Consider the following 16,614-nt stretch of genomic DNA (forward strand, 5'->3'; position numbering starts at 1 on the left):
GTATATGCTCGGTCCTGACATTGTGCCGGTGTATTAGATAACCCTGATGGTATTGCATGTGTACTCCATGAGGTTAATACCAGAATGGTGGATAGCGATAGGGTTATTAGCTGCTTCATAGGGTTATTTCCTTATCATTTAATTAGATCTGCATGTCATTTTTCTCGATTATCATTGGTGGAACAAATCGGCAGGGAAAAATGGAAACTGGCTCCACCTTTCTCATTATTTGTCGCCCATATTTTTCCATTGTGAATTTCAATAATGTGATAACAAATCGTTAGCCCTAACCCGGAATTAATGGCCGTGGGTTTGTGATGTTTATGGGGGATATGTGAAAATTTATCAAAAATGGATTTTTCCTTCCCGCCCGGTAATCCTGAACCGGTATCCCAAACTTCGATATTGACCTTTTCTTTTTCAATTGTTGCTCTGATACCCAGTGCTGAACCTTTATCTGTATATTTGATGGCATTTTCCAGTAGGTTGACAAATACACGCTCTAATAAAGAGGCGTCGCACTGTAGGGACAAATCAGCAGGCAGGGAAAGATCTATCTTATAACGGCTTAAAGCATAATCGAGTGAGCGTAAAGCACTATCAATGATTTCTTTCAGTGAATAACAGCCAAAATTAGGCTGAAGGCTGCCTGATTGGATACGCACGATATCCAGCATGTTATTCACCAGATGTGAAATATTAAGGATCTGCTGATGAATATACTGAAATTGTTTAGCATGCTGAGAGTTTGTAACCGATAAATTCTGTCTGAGTACTTCTGTTTGTTCAGACAGGCGGGTTAATGGTGTCAGCAAATCATGTGACAGGGCTGTCATAAATGAATTACGTAATTGTTCCCATTCACTCTCCAGCTTGGCGGATTCTGCACCACGGGCCAGATGTAATCGCTCCAGCGCGTTAGCAATAATTCCGGTAAAAATCTGTAGTAACCGTTGTTGCTCAGGCACCAATAGTTGTCGGGGGTTCGATGATTCAATCGCAAGGACAGCAAAAATTTGTGACGGCGTGGCGATGGGAATTAACTGATAAGGCACGCCCGGTAGAGTATCTGTTCCTGCTCCCGCGGGTTGTTTTTTATCAAAACACCATTTGGCGATGGCTTCATCAACTAACATCTGCCCACCATTGTAGGATTTCACCTGATAAAGATGATTATTGCCATCCGGCAGTAATAACCCTGTTTTTGCCTGAAAGCTATTGGATAAAAAATGATAACTGATACGGGCAACGTCTTCTTCATTCAGTGCCCGGCCGAGTTCACGGGTGATTTCATATAAATGCCGTGTCCGCTGCTCCCTATAGCGTGCAATTCTGGCTTGATAGCGTATACCTGCGGTCAGGTTCCCGACGACCACTCCCACGATCAGCATGACCGTAAAGGTAAGCAGATATTGCATATCATTAACGGCCAGTGACAGATGAGGTTTGACAAAAAAGATATCGAAACTGGCAACGTTGATAAAAGCAGAAAATACCGAAGGCCAGCGCCCGTAAAATAACGCAATAACAACAACACCCAGTAGATAAAGGGTGATCAGGTTGGCTTTATCGAGAGGGAATAAAACTGTTCGAGAAAATAAGGTAATAAAGGTACACAGGATAATTGCGATCAGGAACCCCTGAAGCTGGTTTATCCACTTGTCACTGGATAAGCGTTGCTCAGCCGGCTCTTTGATCCAGTGCTGTTTTTTATCTTCAAGGGCAATAATAATGATATCCAGATCGGGACCAAGTTTACCTAAACGCCCGACAAAATCAGAACGCCATCGATGGCTAAAGAGGGTGGAATATAAACTATGGTAGCGCCCGACGATGATTTTTCCGAGGTTGTGTTCTCTGGCGTAGCGGAGGATGGCTTTTTCTTTATGAGGCTCCGAAAGTGTGGCTGTCTCTGCTCCGAGTTCCTGTGCCAGCATCAATGTTTTTAAAATAGTTCGACGTTTGATTTCCGGCAACCGGTGTAATTTAGGCGTTTCAACATAAACGGCATGCCAGGTACAGTCCAGTTTCGCGGCAAGCCGGGCTGCCTTGCGGATCAATTTCTCATTACCATGATTATCGCCGATACATAACAGCAGGTTATCCCGCGTATGCCAGACAGGCTCTTTCCCCCGTGTATCGCGGAAAGCGCGCATCTGATCATCCACACGATCTGCGGTACGGCGCAAGGCCAGTTCACGCAGAGCGATCAGGTTTCCTTTACGGAAAAAATGTTCAATAGCCCGTTCAGCCTGAGCCGGAATATAAACTTTACCTTCGTGAAGGCGCTGGCGCAGATCATCGGGTGGAAGATCCACTAAGACAACATCGTCGGCATTATCAAAGATATGATCGGGAATAGTTTCCCTCACCCGGATACCGGTAATACCACCGACGATATCATTCAGGCTTTCCAGATGCTGTACGTTAATGGTAGTCAGGACATCAATACCGGCTTCCAGCAGTTCTTCCACATCCTGCCAGCGTTTGGGATGACGACAACCCTTCGGATTACTGTAGGCTAATTCATCCATCAGGATGATGGCAGGATGACGGGCAATAGCTGCATCAATATCAAATACCGGGACTCTGCGTTGAGCTGAGTAGATATATTTTGGCGGCAACTGTGGCAGACCTTTTAAGAGTGCCGCGGTTTCCTGCCGTCCGTGAGTTTCAACGACGCCGACAATAATATCCAGCCCCTGAGCCAGCAAACGTTGAGCTTCCTGTAACATGGCGTAGGTTTTTCCTACTCCGGCACAGGCTCCGAAGAAAATTTTCAGTTTGCCCCGTGGCTTTTCATTTGCCAGCGTCAGCAAATTGTCTGGATCAGGACGCTGTGGTTCTGTCTCAGTCATCGCGACTTACCTTGTGCTCGCTGGTTATCTAACGCCAGATTGAGTTTCAGTACGTTGACAACGGGCTGACCTAAGTAGTGTATTGGTGGAAATTCGATGTTCTCCTCAATCAGCTTGTTGATTAAATCTACCGGCAGGTGCCGGGCTGTAGCAATACGATGAGCCTGAAATACAGCAGCTTCAGGTGAAATATGGGGATCAAGGCCGCTACCGGATGCGGTGACTAAATCGACAGGAATAGGATGATTTTCCGGGTGGTTAAATAGACGTATTTTAATAATGCGCTGTTGTATTTTCTGGAATAAAAACGGGTTAGTTGGTGCGAGATTACTCCCCCCGGATGACTGTGCATTATAAGGTTGTTCAGCAGTCATTGAAGGCCGTCCATGAAAATAGTTCGCTTTGGTAAATTCCTGACCGATTAACTCTGAACCAAGCAATTCACCATCCTGTTCAATGAGTGAACCTGTCGCCTGATGGTGAAACAAGGTTGTGGACAGGCCAGTGATCAGCAACGGATATGCGATCCCGGTGATCAGGGTGAGAAATATCAACAGAACAATGGAAGAACGTAACCAAGTCATTTTTTTCACCTTACCTGATAGTCAAATCCCGAGAGGATGATGATCTATTTAAAGCCTAATAGAGTGAGTAACATATCGATCAGTTTGATCGCCGCAAAAGGCATCAGCAAACCACCCAGACCATATATCCATAAATTACGTCTCAGAAGTGACAGAGCATTCATCGGACGATAACTGATGCCTTTCAGAGCGAGTGGCAGTAAAAAAATAATGATAAGCGCATTGAAAATAACTGCTGACAGCACTGCTGATTGCGGTGAATGGAGGTGCATGATATTCAGTGCATTAAGTTGCGGATAAGTGACAGCGAATGCAGCCGGAATAATGGCGAAATACTTAGCAATGTCATTGGCAATACTAAATGTGGTTAAAGAGCCTCTGGTCATCAGCATTTGCTTACCAATACGTACCACTTCAATTAATTTCGTGGGATTGGAATCCAGATCCACCATATTACCGGCCTCTTTTGCGGCCTGAGTTCCTGAATTCATGGCAACGGCCACATCAGCCTGAGCCAGTGCTGGGGCATCGTTTGTTCCATCGCCGGTCATGGCAACCAGACGCCCTTCAGATTGATACTGGCGAATCAAAGTCAGTTTTGCTTCCGGTGTCGCTTCCGCCAGAAAATCATCGACACCGGCTTCAGCCGCAATGGCCGCGGCTGTCAGGTGGTTATCACCGGTGATCATCACCGTTTTGATCCCCATCCTGCGCATTTCACTGAAACGCTCCTTAATTCCGCCTTTAATAATATCTTTCAGGGCAACAACACCCAAAACCCGCTGATTTTCAGCGACAACCAGCGGTGTTCCCCCTTTGCTGGCAACCTGTTGCACCAACAGATTAATGGCTTCAGGGAACTGGCTGCGGTTGGCTTCAATATGGCGTCGGATGGCATCAACAGCACCTTTGCGGATCAGGCGATCGTTGATGTTGACTCCGCTCATGCGGGTCATGGCAGAAAAAGGAACAAATGTAGCATTTAATGTCCGCAGATCACGCTCACGCATATTGAAGCGCTGTTTTGCCAGAATGACGATACTGCGACCTTCCGGTGTTTCATCTGCCAGAGAAGAAAGCTGTGCAGCATCAGCTAACTGCCGTTCTGTAACGCCGGGAGCGGGCAGAAACTGAGAGGCCTGACGATTTCCCAAAGTAATTGTTCCGGTTTTATCCAGTAACAGCACATCGACATCACCTGCGGCTTCAATGGCACGTCCGCTGGTGGCAATGACATTGGCTTCCAGCATGCGGCTCATTCCTGCAACACCAATAGCAGAAAGCAGGCCGCCAATAGTGGTGGGAATTAAACACACTAAAAGTGCAATCAGAACGGTAACTGTGATCGGTGCACCAGTGTGGTTGGCTTCAACACTGAATAGGGAAAAGGGAAGTAAGCTGGCACAGGTTAGCAGGAAAATGATGGTGAGCGCGGTAAGTAAAATGGTCAGGGCAATTTCATTCGGGGTTTTACGCCGCTTAGCTCCCTCAACCATTGAGATCATCCGGTCGAGGAAGGTTTCTCCCGGATTGACGGAACACTCTACGATTAACCAGTCTGACAGTACTTGGGTTCCTCCCGTCACGGAAGAAAAATCACCGCCGGATTCCCGTATCACTGGTGCTGACTCGCCGGTAATGGCGCTTTCGTTAACAGATGCACCACCTTCAAGGACTTCACCATCGCAGGGGATAATTTCACCCGCTTCTATCAGTACAATATCGCCTTTGCGTAAACAATCGGAAGTGACTTTTTCTTTTGCCGCATCGCGGCTGGGGGATGAAAGCCTGATTGCCCACGTTGTTTTTTTGACTCCTTTCAGACTGGAGGCCTGAGCCTGACTGCGTCCTTCTGCCAGCGCTTCTGCAAAATTGGCAAACAATACAGTGAACCATAACCATAAAGCAATGGAGCCGGTAAAGAGGGCATCACCAGTCGTTTGCCCGGTCAGAATACTGAGCCATAATAAAGTAGCCAGACAGCTACCGAGGTAAACGACAAACATAACCGGATTATGCCATTGGACGGCAGGATGACATTTTTTTACTGAATCGATAATTGCCTGACGAACTAATCCGGATTCAAATAATGCCTGCTTTTTATTTCTCATCACTTATCTCACAATTTATTTCACAACTTCACTTATTGTGATAGTTGCCAAAGCTGTAAATGCTCTGCAATAGGACCAAGAGCCAGTGCGGGTATGAAAGTGAGTGCTCCAATCAATAAGATGACTAAAATCAATAAGCCAATGAATAATGTGGTGTGAGTGGGCAGGGTACCGTTGCTGATAGGCTGCCGTTTTTTACTGCTCATCGATCCGGCGATGGACAGGACAGGCAGAATGATGCCAAATCGCCCGAGGAGCATGATGGTGCCTAAAAGCAGATTGTAAAATACACTGTTGGCTGCCAGACCGGCAAAAGCACTGCCATTGTTATTAGCCGCAGATGTAACAGCATAGAGTATTTCGGTGAAACCATGTGCCCCTGGGTTTGCTACAGCACTTCTTCCTGCCTCGAATGAAACGGACAGTGCGGTTCCCAGTAGAATAAGGGAAGGAGTGACCAGAATCGCCAACGCGACCATTTTCATCTCATGAACATCAATTTTTTTGCCCAGATATTCAGGGGCACGGCCAATCATCAGGCCGGCAATAAAGACAGCCAGCAGGACAAATAACAATATGCCATAAATCCCGGCACCTACACCGCCAAAGACGACTTCGCCGATTTGCATGAGCCAGAGCGGTATCATGCCTCCCAATGCTGTAAAGGAATCATGCATTGAATTAACCGCTCCGCAGGAGGCTGAAGTGGTGACTACGCCATAAAGGGAAGAGGCAAGAATACCAAAACGGGATTCCTTTCCTTCCATATTAATATTGCTGTTAATGCCGGATGGCATGAAATGGGGATTTCCCATAGTTTCAGCGCACATCACGATGGCGACAGAAATCACAAAGATAATCCCCATAGCCCATAACAGGGAGTACCCTTGCCGATTGTCTCCAACAACCAGACCAAAGGCGAAGCACAACGCACTGGGGATCAAGAAGATGGAAATCATCTGTACGAAATTACTGATCGTATTCGGATTTTCAAAAGGATGAGCTGAGTTCGCGCCAAATATACCACCTCCATTTGTTCCTAATACTTTGATGGCTTCTTGAGAGGCGACCGGTCCCATCGGAAGTAATTGCTGATGGCCTTCAAGGGTATGAACAGAAATATATGGAGAGAAGTTTTGGATCACCCCCTGACTGGCAAGGATCAACGCGATAATGATCGCTAAAGGAAGTAGTAGATAGAGTGTAATGCGGGTGATATCAATCCAGGCATTTCCCAGAGTTTTCACACCTTGTCGGGAAAACGCCCGTATCAGTGCAAAAGCGATAGCAATACCTGTTGCAGCAGACAGGAAATTTTGAACGGTTAACCCAGCCATCTGGCTCAGGTAACTGAGGGTATTTTCGCCACTGTAGGCCTGCCAGTTCGTGTTGGTGACAAAGCTGATTGCTGTATTGAGAGCTAAATCCCATTTCATACCAGCAAAATGCTGGGGATTAAGAGGCAGATATTTTTGGCTTATCAATAGGATAAATAGTAATAATAAACCTGCAAGGTTAAAGGCAATAATAGCAAATGAATATTGCCACCAGTTCATTTCTTTAACATTGTCACCCGGTTTTTTTAGGCCACAACAACGCCATAAAATCATTTCGGCATTGGTGAGCCGATGAGGTAAATCGCCCTCAATAAGATTTGCGATTAAATGTCCAAGAGGTTTACTTAATATAAATAGTAATAATAAGAAAGTAGCGACAAGTAAAAAAGCAGAGGTTTCCATCTAGAAATCCTCCGCATTCAATAATGCATAAACCAGATAGAAAAGTAATAACACTACCAGAATAGCGCCAATAATAAGTAAGTTATTCACTATTTATCTCCTTGTTACTTCTTAATAACAAACCGGATTAAAATAAAATGACCAATCAAGAAGTGATAAAAAGAGAACCTGAAAGCACAAAGTAAATATAAGTAATACTGATTAATTGGACTCTGTGAAAAGTAAGTTTAGCAAAACCTGACAGGTTAATTTTATGTTTTTAATATGTTGGTTTTGTTTCTGTTTAGATCATTTATTTGTAATAAAATTACGCTAAGATAAAAAAACAGTGATTTTAAGCAGTAAAAAAGTGGTCGGATCAGTAGTAAATTTTCATTTTATCGAGTAAAATTTATCAGGTCTTACAGTTATTGAGTTATTGCCCATTTGAGGAGGTCTCTATGTATCGTGAATATTCCCGGCATCAGGTTCTCTTGCGGCGCATTGGTGCCGTCGCATTAGGCGTTATTGCACTTCCTTTTATGCTGTTTAGTCGTGAGCGTGCCCGTTTCTACAGCTACTTACATAAAGTATGGGTAAAAACCAGTGATAAACCAGTTTGGCTGGAACGCACAGAAGTTGCTTCAGATACGCTAAACCCCTAAATTTCCCCTCTTGGCAGAGTCCTGCTCTTCGTTTTTCTGCCTGATATAGTTTTCCGGATATAGTATTCTTGCACCCTGCCTGCTTAAGCTGGCAGGGTGTTTTACTTTTATCGCTTATTGCTGCAGATGTGTTATTACTACTAACAGACAATATCACTATAGGCAAGTAAATTGGTGCGGATTCTATTGTGAAAATGCTAAATAATGGGGAGTGTGTAATGAATAATGTTGAATTAGAACATGTAATTAATACGGAATTGAATGTTCGGGAGTTTCAGGATTATGCCCCTAATGGATTACAGGTAGAAGGACGTCCCCATATTCAGCGTGTTATAACGGGAGTGACAGCCTGTCAGGCTTTGCTGGATGAAGCTGTGCGTCTGGAGGCGGATGCCATCATCGTACATCATGGGTACTTCTGGAAAAATGAATCACCTGTCATCCGTGGCATGAAACGCCGCCGTTTGCAGACTTTACTCTGTAACGATATTAACTTGTATGGCTACCATCTTCCGCTGGATGCACACCCCACTTTGGGAAACAATGTTCAGCTGGCCCGCCAGATGGGAGTGAAGATCATAGGAAACATTGACGCTTTATTACCTCATGGCGTATTTGATCAACCGATTACCCCGGCAGAATTAACTGAACGTCTTGAGCAAAGACTAGAACGTAAGGTGCTGCATTGCGGCGATAATGCACGGGAAGAGATCCGTACTATTGCATGGTGTACCGGAGGAGGGCAGAGTTTTATTGAGCAGGCTGCTGACTTTGGTGTTGATGCTTTTGTGACGGGGGAAGTATCAGAGAAGACTATCCATGTTGCCCGTGAAATGGGGATGCATTTTTACTCAGCAGGGCACCATGCAACTGAGCGCTATGGCATTAAAACACTTGGTGAATGGCTGGCTAATCATCATGGGCTGGATGTCACTTTTGTTGATATTCCTAATCCGGCTTGATGTATTACTGATTTTTAATTAAAGAGGCTATTTAATTGATAGCCTCAGTGTGTTTATTTACCGCGTGATAAAAATACAACAGCTAATCCACTACAAATAAGGGTCTTACCCAAAGCCTGACTCCAGCCGGCAATTGTCAAACCTCCCGCCAAGAGCATGTAGTAAAATAACCCCAATAAAGCGCCTGCTGTGCCCAACCTGTCTGTATAGTGAGTTAACGCAGATGCGAGAAGGTTCGGGATAGAGACGCCGTAGGCGATAACTATTCCCAGCATGGGAAAAATAAACAGCCAGCTATTTTCGAGTAGATAAACAAAAACTCCACTGAACAGGGTAAGACATGCCGCAAGAAAAGTGAGTTTTTCGGTTTTCCACTTCTTTTTCAACAACAGCTTATTCAATACAGAGCCTAACATGACTCCGAAAGCAAGAATCAGGCCGGTGTAGCCGAACAGTGTTGGTGATATTCCGAGTTGATCAAAACGGAAAGGTGCCAGTTGATAGTAGCTAAATAGACAAATATTAAATAAAGCGATAAGAAAAGCACTTCGCCAGATTGAAATATCTTTCAGCATCATACGGGCTGTTTCTGATAAAACGACTTTGGTAACAGTGGTAGGGCGTGTTTCAGGTAAACGAGCCATAGACCACACAGTAAGGATAACGGCCAAAATCGCCAGACCTGCAAATACCGCCTGATAATTACCAAAATGATTCAACATGGAACCGCTGATCATACCGATGGCTGGGCTGGCAGCCAGAGCAATGCCCATAATAGAGAAAACACGGGTTAGCTCTTCACCACGATAGCTATCGCGCATCATAGTCTGTGTTCCGATTGACCCCACTGCTGCACCAAAAGCAGATAACATTCTGGCAATAAGTAGTAGCCAGAAATGTGTAGTTAATAGAGCCAGCAAACAGGCACCACCATACAATAATAACCCGGTAATAATGGTGGGGCGCCTGCCAATAACATCACATAAGCGGCCCCATACGACTATGCCAATTGCAAAAGCGAAAAAGTAGAGTGACAAGGTTTGAGAAGCTTGTTCCACGCTGACGGAAAATCCACGGGAAATGTTGGTTAATGCCGGGCTATAGATGGTTTCTACAATCTGAGGAAACATCATCAGAGCAATGGCTAACCAAAGTGGTGGTTGGATTTGCATAGTATTTTTCTTCTGACAGTGAATAATTTGTGAGCAGAAGGCTAACATTTTAGTGGTTGTCTATTTATGATAATAAAGACAATATATTTATATAATCAGACATTCACACTTGAGGACTATATATGGCATGGCTGAGGCAGAGTGATCAGTTTGATCCGGATAATCTGAATGTACTCGTTGCGGGTATTGCAGCAGATATGGGACAGCATGATTCCGGATTTCACCAACATGGTATGGGACAATTGTTGTTTACTCAGCGTGGCTGTATCAAAATCACACTAGCCAGCCAGATCTCTATTTTGCCGCCAACCCGAGTGGCATGGATCCCACCAAAGACTCGGCATCGGGCAGAAATGCGAGGCTCCATCGGATATCGATCAATTTATCTCAATGTTTCTGAAGTACAATGTCTGCCGGAGCAGTGTGCGATACTGGAAGCCACTCCGTTGTTACAGGCTGTTTTGGAACGTATCGCAATATCTCCGTTTGATACTGATTGGGAGCAGGGAAAAAACGCAAATTTACTGGCAGTATTTCTTGATGAAATTTGCGAATCACAGCGGGAGCCAACGTTATTACCATTACCTTCTGATCGCCGTTTTGCGAGTTTATCCTTTGAACAATTACCTCCTTCACTACAGGTGATTGCAACTTACATTGGAGCCAGTGAAAAAACGATTACCCGTATATTTAAGCGTGAAACGGGAATGAATTATCAGCAATGGCGTCAGCAATGGCGATTGGTTAAAGCAATAGAATTATTGGCTCAGGGCAAACCGTTATCTTATGTTGCGCAGGAGCTGGGATTTACCAGTGACAGTGCTTTTGTGACTTTTTTCCGTAAAATAATGGGAAGACCGCCACGGGAGTATATGGCGGGTTCAGAAAGGAAGGCATATAGAGATTAACAATTAATTTGTACTCTGAATTATTTAAAAATAGTTAATTTACACAATATGGTTCAGGTAGATAAACGGACTCTGAATCAAAATCGACAACAACGTCAACGCCAAGTGGCATGGTAAACATTGGGTGTGTATGGCAACAATCGAAATCAGCCAGAACAGGAACTTCTTTCCCATTCAGAACTTCTTTCAGCACATCCAGAGAGTTTCTTCCTGTTCCTTTATCATCAAATTGTTCGTGTTTTCCAAGAATAATTGCTGAAACTTTATCAAAGATCCCACATAACAGCAGATGGGAAAAAGCGCGTTCAACCAGCTCTATTCCTTTGAAACAGTCTTCAATAAGTAAAATATCACCTGTTTTAATTTCAGGCATATATTCACTTCCCCAAATCCCACAAAGCGTATTTAAATTACCACCAATTAATCTGCCTCGGAACGTTCCTTTTCCATCAAAAACCCACTTATTAGGATATGTATTTTTAGGGGTTATCTGCGTTTCCCATTCGATATATTCATCAGCCCAATGTTCAGGTTGTTTATAGATAAAAGGGAGAGAATGATTATTATTTACTATTTGAGAAAAATGATTGAATGTCTCATCAACTAAAGGTGGAAATTCACCAAATGAAGCAACTAATGCAGGGCCATAAAAAGTGACTACATTGGTTTTCTGATATATTCCAAGTAAAAGTGCTGTTATGTCAGAATAACCAATAATGATTTTAGGATCTTTTCTGATGGCATCATAATCAATATATGGCAGCATTGAGTTTGAATTGTTACCTCCCATAGTAGACATAACACACCTTACTTCTGGGTCACGAAGCAGGGTATTAAACTCTTCCACTCGTTGCATAATGGTTCCTGAACGATAAAAGTCGCTTTTACCAGTGAGTATTCCGGCTTTTGTTTTATAACCTTTACTTTCTAAATAACGGACACTTCTGGCAAAACGAGTCGGAGCAAAAGCAGTTGCAGGAGATGAAGAGGAGAAAAAACCGATAGTTTCACCAATGGATAATTTTTTAGGAAGGATCATGGCGCTACCTTTTATTCGAAAAATAATGGGTACCACACAACGAATACTGTACCTTAACCGCCAGACAGGAGGCCAATACTAATGGCATTAAGGTACAGCAAAATGCACACTTCAGTGTGAAGTGTGCCAGCGAACTCGTCAGATTATTTTTTTAACTGACTGTTAAAATCCCGCTCTGCATGACCCGTATACAGTTGGCGAGGACGAGCAATCCTCATACCTTCATCATGCATTTCATTCCAGTGTGCAATCCAGCCGATTGTGCGGGCAATAGCGAAGATCACTGTAAACATGGATGACGGAATTCCCATCGCTTTCAAAATAATACCTGAGTAGAAATCGACATTCGGGTACAGTTTCTTCTCAATGAAGTACGGGTCATTCAGGGCAATGCGTTCCAGCTCCATGGCAACTTCCAGCAGGCTATCATTCAGACCCAGTTCATCCAGTACTTCATGGCAGGTTTCACGCATTACGGTTGCGCGTGGATCATAGTTTTTATAGACGCGATGACCAAAGCCCATCAGGCGGAAAGCGTCATTTTTATCTTTGGCCCGGGCAATAAACTCAGGAATGTGATCAACGGTCTGAATCTCTTCCAGCATGCGCAGGCAAGCTTCATTTGCTCCGCCGTGTGCTGGCCCCCATAATGATGCAATCCCCGCAGCAATACAGGCAAATGGGTTAGCACCAGAAGAACCTGCTGTACGTACTGTCGAAGTTGAAGCATTCTGCTCGTGGTCTGCATGAAGAATAAAAATGCGATCCATTGCCCGTTCCAGTACCGGATTGACCTTATATTCCTCACAGGGAGTTGAGAACATCATGTACAGGAAATTACCGGCGTAAGAGAGATCATTACGCGGATAAACAAAAGGCTGACCAACGGAATATTTGTAACACATTGCCGCTACAGTTGGCATTTTAGACATGAGACGGTATGCGGTGATTTCTCGGTGGCGGGGATTATTAACATCCAGCGCATCATGGTAGAAGGCAGCGAGAGCACCTGTAACACCACAGAGTATAGCCATAGGGTGAGAATCACGACGGAAACCATGGAACAGGCGGGTAATCTGTTCGTGAATCATAGTATGACGAGTCACCGTTGTTTTGAATTTTTCATACTCCTCAGGAGTTGGTGGTTCGCCATTAAGCAGAATATAACAAACTTCCAGATAGGTTGATTTCATTGCAAGCTGATCGATGGGAAAACCACGGTGCAACAAAATGCCTTCATTGCCATCAATATAGGTGATTTTCGACTCGCAGGATGCAGTGGAAGTGAAACCGGGATCGTAGGTATAGAAGCCTTTTGAGCCGAGGGTACGAACGTCAATTACTTCAGAGCCTAGGGTTGGCGTTAGTACGTCTAGTTCGATAGCAGCTGAACCATTTATGGTCAACGTAGCCTTTTTATCAGCCATTTACATCTCCTTAGCGCTTATTTCTTATAACCCCTAACAACCTAAATAGGCGTAATCCTTACTGCGCCGACGGCATTGTGCTACCGGAGAGAATTAAAAATCAGGCTGTATATACCCTTTGTTTCTGTCGGGTATCGATTTAATGCTGAAATCTCATTTTACGGACGACAATAGTGTTCAGGTTGTTAAAAAGTTTCCGGATATCAATCTAAAGTATTTCTAACATAAAATGTTACCATTTTGTGTCGTAACGATACTTTTACAAAGCCCACATTTTTCGTGAAGTTTACTTTTTCATCGGAAAATGACGGCAAATATTATGCACCGTCATATATGTAAGATAAATGTTTAATCTTTGTCAAACAAGATAATGGTTTTTATGATAAATGTTTGAAGCGTGATCTTACTCACTGTTCAAGCTAAATGTTAATAATCATATTGTGTGGGAATTGTAATAACAATGTGAAGTACTTATACTGCGTCAAGGTCTCCGGATTACCTGATGTAGGAGCACCCAGCGTAATCAAATCACAACGTTTGTTGAAAACAGTAAGGATTGTTAATTTAATTATGTTGTGTCTTTGTGTCCTCTTAACGCTGTCTGATTCCCACCCAGGGCCGGAGGATGGAAAATAAAAAAAGCTGTGTGGGCAAAATTGTGAAAAAACAAAGACCTGTCAACCTCGATCTGCGGACGATAAATCAACCCGTCTCCGCGATAGCTTCGATCTTGCACCGTATCTCAGGCGTCATCACCTTTATAGCAGTCGGCATTCTGCTGTGGTTGTTGGGTATGTCACTGTCTTCGCAAGAGGGCTTCCAGCATGCATCTGAAATCATGACTGGCTTTTTCGCCAAATTTATCCTGTGGGGGATATTGACGGCGCTGGGTTACCACATTTGTGGTGGGATCCGCCATGTTTTGATGGACTTTGGTCTCTTGGAAGAGAGTCTCGCCGCTGGTAAAGCTTCTGCTAAAGTGGCAATCGTGATCGCAGTTATTCTGTCTATTCTGGCCGGGGTATTAGTATGGTAAGCAACGCATCCGCATTGGGGCGCACGGGTATTCAGGACTGGCTGTTGTTACGTGCATCTGCAATCGTTATTGTTTTATATGTTCTTTATCTAGTTGGTTTTGTAGCAACAACGTCAGACATCACCTATGAAGTCTGGAGCGGTTTTTTCTCCTTCTCTCTCACAAAAGTGTTCACCGTATTGGCTCTGCTTTCCATTTTAGTCCACGCATGGATTGGGATGTGGCAGGTGCTGACGGATTATGTAAAGCCACTGGCACTGCGTCTGGTATTGCAACTGGTCATTATTGTTGCGCTGTTGGCTTATTTGATTTACGGAACAATTGTGGTGTGGGGTGTATAAATGAAACTGCCGGTAAGAGAGTTTGACGCTGTTGTTATTGGTGCTGGTGGCGCAGGTATGCGTGCTGCACTGCAAATTTCACAAATGGGCCTGTCCTGCGCCCTGATTTCTAAAGTTTTCCCTACCCGATCCCATACAGTTTCTGCTCAGGGTGGTATTACAGTTGCTCTGGGTAACACTCATGAAGACAACTGGGAATGGCATATGTATGACACGGTAAAAGGTTCCGATTATATCGGTGACCAGGATGCCATAGAATACATGTGTAAAACCGGTCCTGAAGCCATTCTCGAATTGGAACACATGGGGCTACCATTCTCTCGTCTGGATAATGGCAGTATTTATCAGCGTCCATTTGGCGGTCAATCCAAGAATTTTGGTGGTGAACAGGCTGCCCGTACTGCGGCTGCGGCTGACCGTACCGGTCACGCATTACTTCACACCCTGTACCAACAGAACCTGAAGAACCACACGACTATTTTCTCTGAGTGGTATTCTCTGGATTTAGTCAAAAATCAGGACGGTGCCATTGTTGGCTGTACAGCTATCTGTATCGAGACAGGTGAAGTTGTCTATTTCAAAGCTAAGGCAACTATTCTGGCGACAGGTGGTGCTGGTCGTATTTTCCAATCCACAACAAATGCACATATCAATACAGGTGATGGTGTTGGTATGGCTCTGCGTGCCGGTGTTCCGGTGCAGGATATGGAAATGTGGCAATTCCACCCGACAGGTATTGCAGGCGCGGGTGTATTGGTCACAGAAGGCTGCCGTGGTGAAGGTGGTTATCTGCTGAACAAAGATGGCGAGCGCTTTATGGAGCGTTACGCACCAAATGCTAAAGATCTGGCTGGCCGTGATGTCGTTGCCCGATCTATGATGATCGAAATTCGTGAAGGTCGTGGTTGTGAAGGCCCATGGGGACCTCACGTGAAACTGAAACTGGATCATCTGGGTAAAGATGTTCTGGAATCCCGCCTGCCGGGTATCCTTGAGCTATCCCGTACCTTTGCTCATGTAGATCCTGTAAAAGAACCGATTCCGGTGATCCCAACCTGTCACTATATGATGGGTGGTATTCCAACCAAGATTACCGGTCAGGCACTGACTATTAATGAGAAAGGCGAAGATGTTGTCATTCCGGGTCTGTTTGCCGTGGGTGAAATTGCCTGTGTATCCGTGCATGGTGCAAACCGTCTGGGGGGTAACTCCTTGCTTGATTTGGTGGTCTTTGGTCGTTCTGCTGGTCTGCATCTGAAAGAGTGCCTGATGGAGCAGGGAACCAGCCGTGATGCCAGTGAGTCTGATGTTGATGTAGCACTGCAACGTCTGAACCGTTGGAATAATACCCGTTCAGGCGAAGATCCGGTTGAAATTCGTAAAGCATTACAAGCCTGTATGCAGCACAACTTCTCTGTATTCCGTGAAGGGGATGCAATGGCGAGAGGGCTGGACGAACTGAAAGTCATCCGTGAACGTCTGCATAATGCTCGTCTGGATGATACATCATCAGAATTCAATACTCAGCGTATCGAATGTCTGGAGCTGGATAACCTGATGGAAACAGCTTATTCGACTGCTGTTGCTGCGAACTATCGTACAGAAAGTCGTGGGGCACACAGCCGTTTCGATTATCCAGAGCGTGACGATGCAAATTGGCTGTGCCATAGCTTGTATTTACCGCAGACTGAGAGCATGACCCGTCGTGAAGTTAACATGCAGCCAAAACTGCGTGAAGCCTTCCCGCCGAAAGTGCGTTCTTACTAATTGCGTTGCCGATGTTCCAGTTGCGG

The 16,614-nt window shown here is 44.6% G+C and carries 14 protein-coding genes; 6 read left to right on the forward strand and 8 right to left on the reverse strand.

The genetic code is table 11. From position 1 onward, the window contains the following. Window positions 1-155 precede the first annotated feature (155 nt). The 5 genes from kdpD to kdpF are packed head-to-tail and all read right to left on the reverse strand — an operon-like array spanning window position 156 to window position 7,382. Window positions 156-2,858: a two-component system sensor histidine kinase KdpD gene (gene kdpD / locus AACS92_RS18090; protein ID WP_099109089.1), complete on the reverse strand. Its 2,703-nt coding sequence runs from the start codon at window positions 2,856-2,858 to the stop codon at window positions 156-158. Then, window positions 2,855-3,442 carry a potassium-transporting ATPase subunit KdpC gene (gene kdpC, locus AACS92_RS18095; protein ID WP_099109090.1) on the reverse strand — a complete coding sequence of 196 codons (588 nt, stop codon included), beginning with the start codon at window positions 3,440-3,442 and terminating at the stop codon, window positions 2,855-2,857. Before kdpC ends, kdpD begins: the two co-directional genes overlap by 4 nt. A 44-nt stretch (window positions 3,443-3,486) precedes the next feature. After that, complete coding sequence (gene kdpB, locus AACS92_RS18100) at window positions 3,487-5,553, reverse strand: potassium-transporting ATPase subunit KdpB (protein ID WP_099109091.1); 2,067 nt, start codon at window positions 5,551-5,553, stop codon at window positions 3,487-3,489. A 32-nt stretch (window positions 5,554-5,585) separates the two neighbouring features. Next, window positions 5,586-7,292: a potassium-transporting ATPase subunit KdpA gene (gene kdpA, locus AACS92_RS18105; RefSeq protein WP_099109092.1), complete on the reverse strand. Its 1,707-nt coding sequence runs from the start codon at window positions 7,290-7,292 to the stop codon at window positions 5,586-5,588. After that, complete coding sequence (kdpF, locus tag AACS92_RS18110; protein ID WP_099109093.1) at window positions 7,293-7,382, reverse strand: K(+)-transporting ATPase subunit F; 90 nt, start codon at window positions 7,380-7,382, stop codon at window positions 7,293-7,295. It lies immediately after the preceding gene. A 350-nt stretch (window positions 7,383-7,732) separates the two neighbouring features. Here kdpF and AACS92_RS18115 point away from each other — a divergent pair, with 350 nt between their 5' ends. Both AACS92_RS18115 and AACS92_RS18120 read left to right on the forward strand, forming a co-directional pair. Then, window positions 7,733-7,936, forward strand: a complete 204-nt coding sequence (locus AACS92_RS18115) for a YbfA family protein (RefSeq protein WP_099109094.1) — start codon at window positions 7,733-7,735, stop codon at window positions 7,934-7,936. A 218-nt stretch (window positions 7,937-8,154) separates the two neighbouring features. After that, window positions 8,155-8,898, forward strand: coding sequence for a type 2 GTP cyclohydrolase I (locus tag AACS92_RS18120; RefSeq protein ID WP_099109095.1), 744 nt, complete (start codon window positions 8,155-8,157; stop codon window positions 8,896-8,898). A gap of 53 nt (window positions 8,899-8,951) precedes the next feature. On the opposite strand, the gene AACS92_RS18125 is transcribed toward AACS92_RS18120, so the two are convergent. Next, window positions 8,952-10,070, reverse strand: coding sequence for a multidrug effflux MFS transporter (locus AACS92_RS18125; protein ID WP_099109096.1), 1,119 nt, complete (start codon window positions 10,068-10,070; stop codon window positions 8,952-8,954). Window positions 10,071-10,192: 122 nt separating this feature from the next. Here AACS92_RS18125 and AACS92_RS18130 point away from each other — a divergent pair, with 122 nt between their 5' ends. Then, window positions 10,193-10,978 carry an AraC family transcriptional regulator gene (locus AACS92_RS18130; RefSeq protein ID WP_099109097.1) on the forward strand — a complete coding sequence of 262 codons (786 nt, stop codon included), beginning with the start codon at window positions 10,193-10,195 and terminating at the stop codon, window positions 10,976-10,978. A 34-nt stretch (window positions 10,979-11,012) separates the two neighbouring features. Here the strand turns inward: AACS92_RS18130 and AACS92_RS18135 are convergent, their stop codons facing one another. Both AACS92_RS18135 and AACS92_RS18140 read right to left on the reverse strand, forming a co-directional pair. Then, window positions 11,013-12,017, reverse strand: a complete 1,005-nt coding sequence (locus AACS92_RS18135) for a S66 family peptidase (RefSeq protein ID WP_099109098.1) — start codon at window positions 12,015-12,017, stop codon at window positions 11,013-11,015. A 143-nt stretch (window positions 12,018-12,160) separates the two neighbouring features. Beyond that, window positions 12,161-13,444, reverse strand: a complete 1,284-nt coding sequence (locus tag AACS92_RS18140; protein WP_099109099.1) for a citrate synthase — start codon at window positions 13,442-13,444, stop codon at window positions 12,161-12,163. Between the two features lie 646 nt (window positions 13,445-14,090). Between AACS92_RS18140 and sdhC the strand changes: the two genes are divergently transcribed. Genes sdhC through sdhA form a run of 3 tightly spaced genes read left to right on the forward strand, consistent with a single transcriptional unit; the run spans window position 14,091 to window position 16,588 of the window. Beyond that, on the forward strand, window positions 14,091-14,480 hold the full coding sequence (gene sdhC / locus AACS92_RS18145) for a succinate dehydrogenase cytochrome b556 subunit (RefSeq protein WP_099109188.1): 390 nt from the start codon (window positions 14,091-14,093) through the stop codon (window positions 14,478-14,480). Then, window positions 14,474-14,821, forward strand: coding sequence for a succinate dehydrogenase membrane anchor subunit (gene sdhD, locus AACS92_RS18150; protein ID WP_099109100.1), 348 nt, complete (start codon window positions 14,474-14,476; stop codon window positions 14,819-14,821). The genes sdhC and sdhD overlap by 7 nt, the downstream gene beginning before the upstream one ends. Then, a complete protein-coding gene (gene sdhA / locus AACS92_RS18155) occupies window positions 14,822-16,588 on the forward strand; it encodes a succinate dehydrogenase flavoprotein subunit (RefSeq protein ID WP_099109101.1) in 1,767 nt (588 codons plus the stop codon). It begins immediately after the preceding gene. Window positions 16,589-16,614 lie beyond the last annotated feature (26 nt).

Source organism: Xenorhabdus sp. KJ12.1 (assembly GCF_963876495.1).
In the GTDB taxonomy this organism is placed as follows: domain Bacteria; phylum Pseudomonadota; class Gammaproteobacteria; order Enterobacterales; family Enterobacteriaceae; genus Xenorhabdus; species Xenorhabdus stockiae.

Bases quoted from the DNA above. Each gene is read 5' to 3' on its own strand.
- kdpD (WP_099109089.1), bottom strand. From the start codon at position 2,858: ATGACTGAGACAGAACCACAGCGTCCTGATCCAGACAATTTGCTGACG.
- kdpC (WP_099109090.1), bottom strand. From the start codon at position 3,442: ATGACTTGGTTACGTTCTTCCATTGTTCTGTTGATATTTCTCACCCTG.
- kdpB (WP_099109091.1), bottom strand. From the start codon at position 5,553: ATGAGAAATAAAAAGCAGGCATTATTTGAATCCGGATTAGTTCGTCAG.
- kdpA (WP_099109092.1), bottom strand. From the start codon at position 7,292: ATGGAAACCTCTGCTTTTTTACTTGTCGCTACTTTCTTATTATTACTA.
- AACS92_RS18115 (WP_099109094.1), top strand. From the start codon at position 7,733: ATGTATCGTGAATATTCCCGGCATCAGGTTCTCTTGCGGCGCATTGGT.
- AACS92_RS18120 (WP_099109095.1), top strand. From the start codon at position 8,155: ATGAATAATGTTGAATTAGAACATGTAATTAATACGGAATTGAATGTT.
- AACS92_RS18125 (WP_099109096.1), bottom strand. From the start codon at position 10,070: ATGCAAATCCAACCACCACTTTGGTTAGCCATTGCTCTGATGATGTTT.
- AACS92_RS18130 (WP_099109097.1), top strand. From the start codon at position 10,193: ATGGCATGGCTGAGGCAGAGTGATCAGTTTGATCCGGATAATCTGAAT.
- AACS92_RS18135 (WP_099109098.1), bottom strand. From the start codon at position 12,017: ATGATCCTTCCTAAAAAATTATCCATTGGTGAAACTATCGGTTTTTTC.
- AACS92_RS18140 (WP_099109099.1), bottom strand. From the start codon at position 13,444: ATGGCTGATAAAAAGGCTACGTTGACCATAAATGGTTCAGCTGCTATC.
- sdhD (WP_099109100.1), top strand. From the start codon at position 14,474: ATGGTAAGCAACGCATCCGCATTGGGGCGCACGGGTATTCAGGACTGG.
- sdhA (WP_099109101.1), top strand. From the start codon at position 14,822: ATGAAACTGCCGGTAAGAGAGTTTGACGCTGTTGTTATTGGTGCTGGT.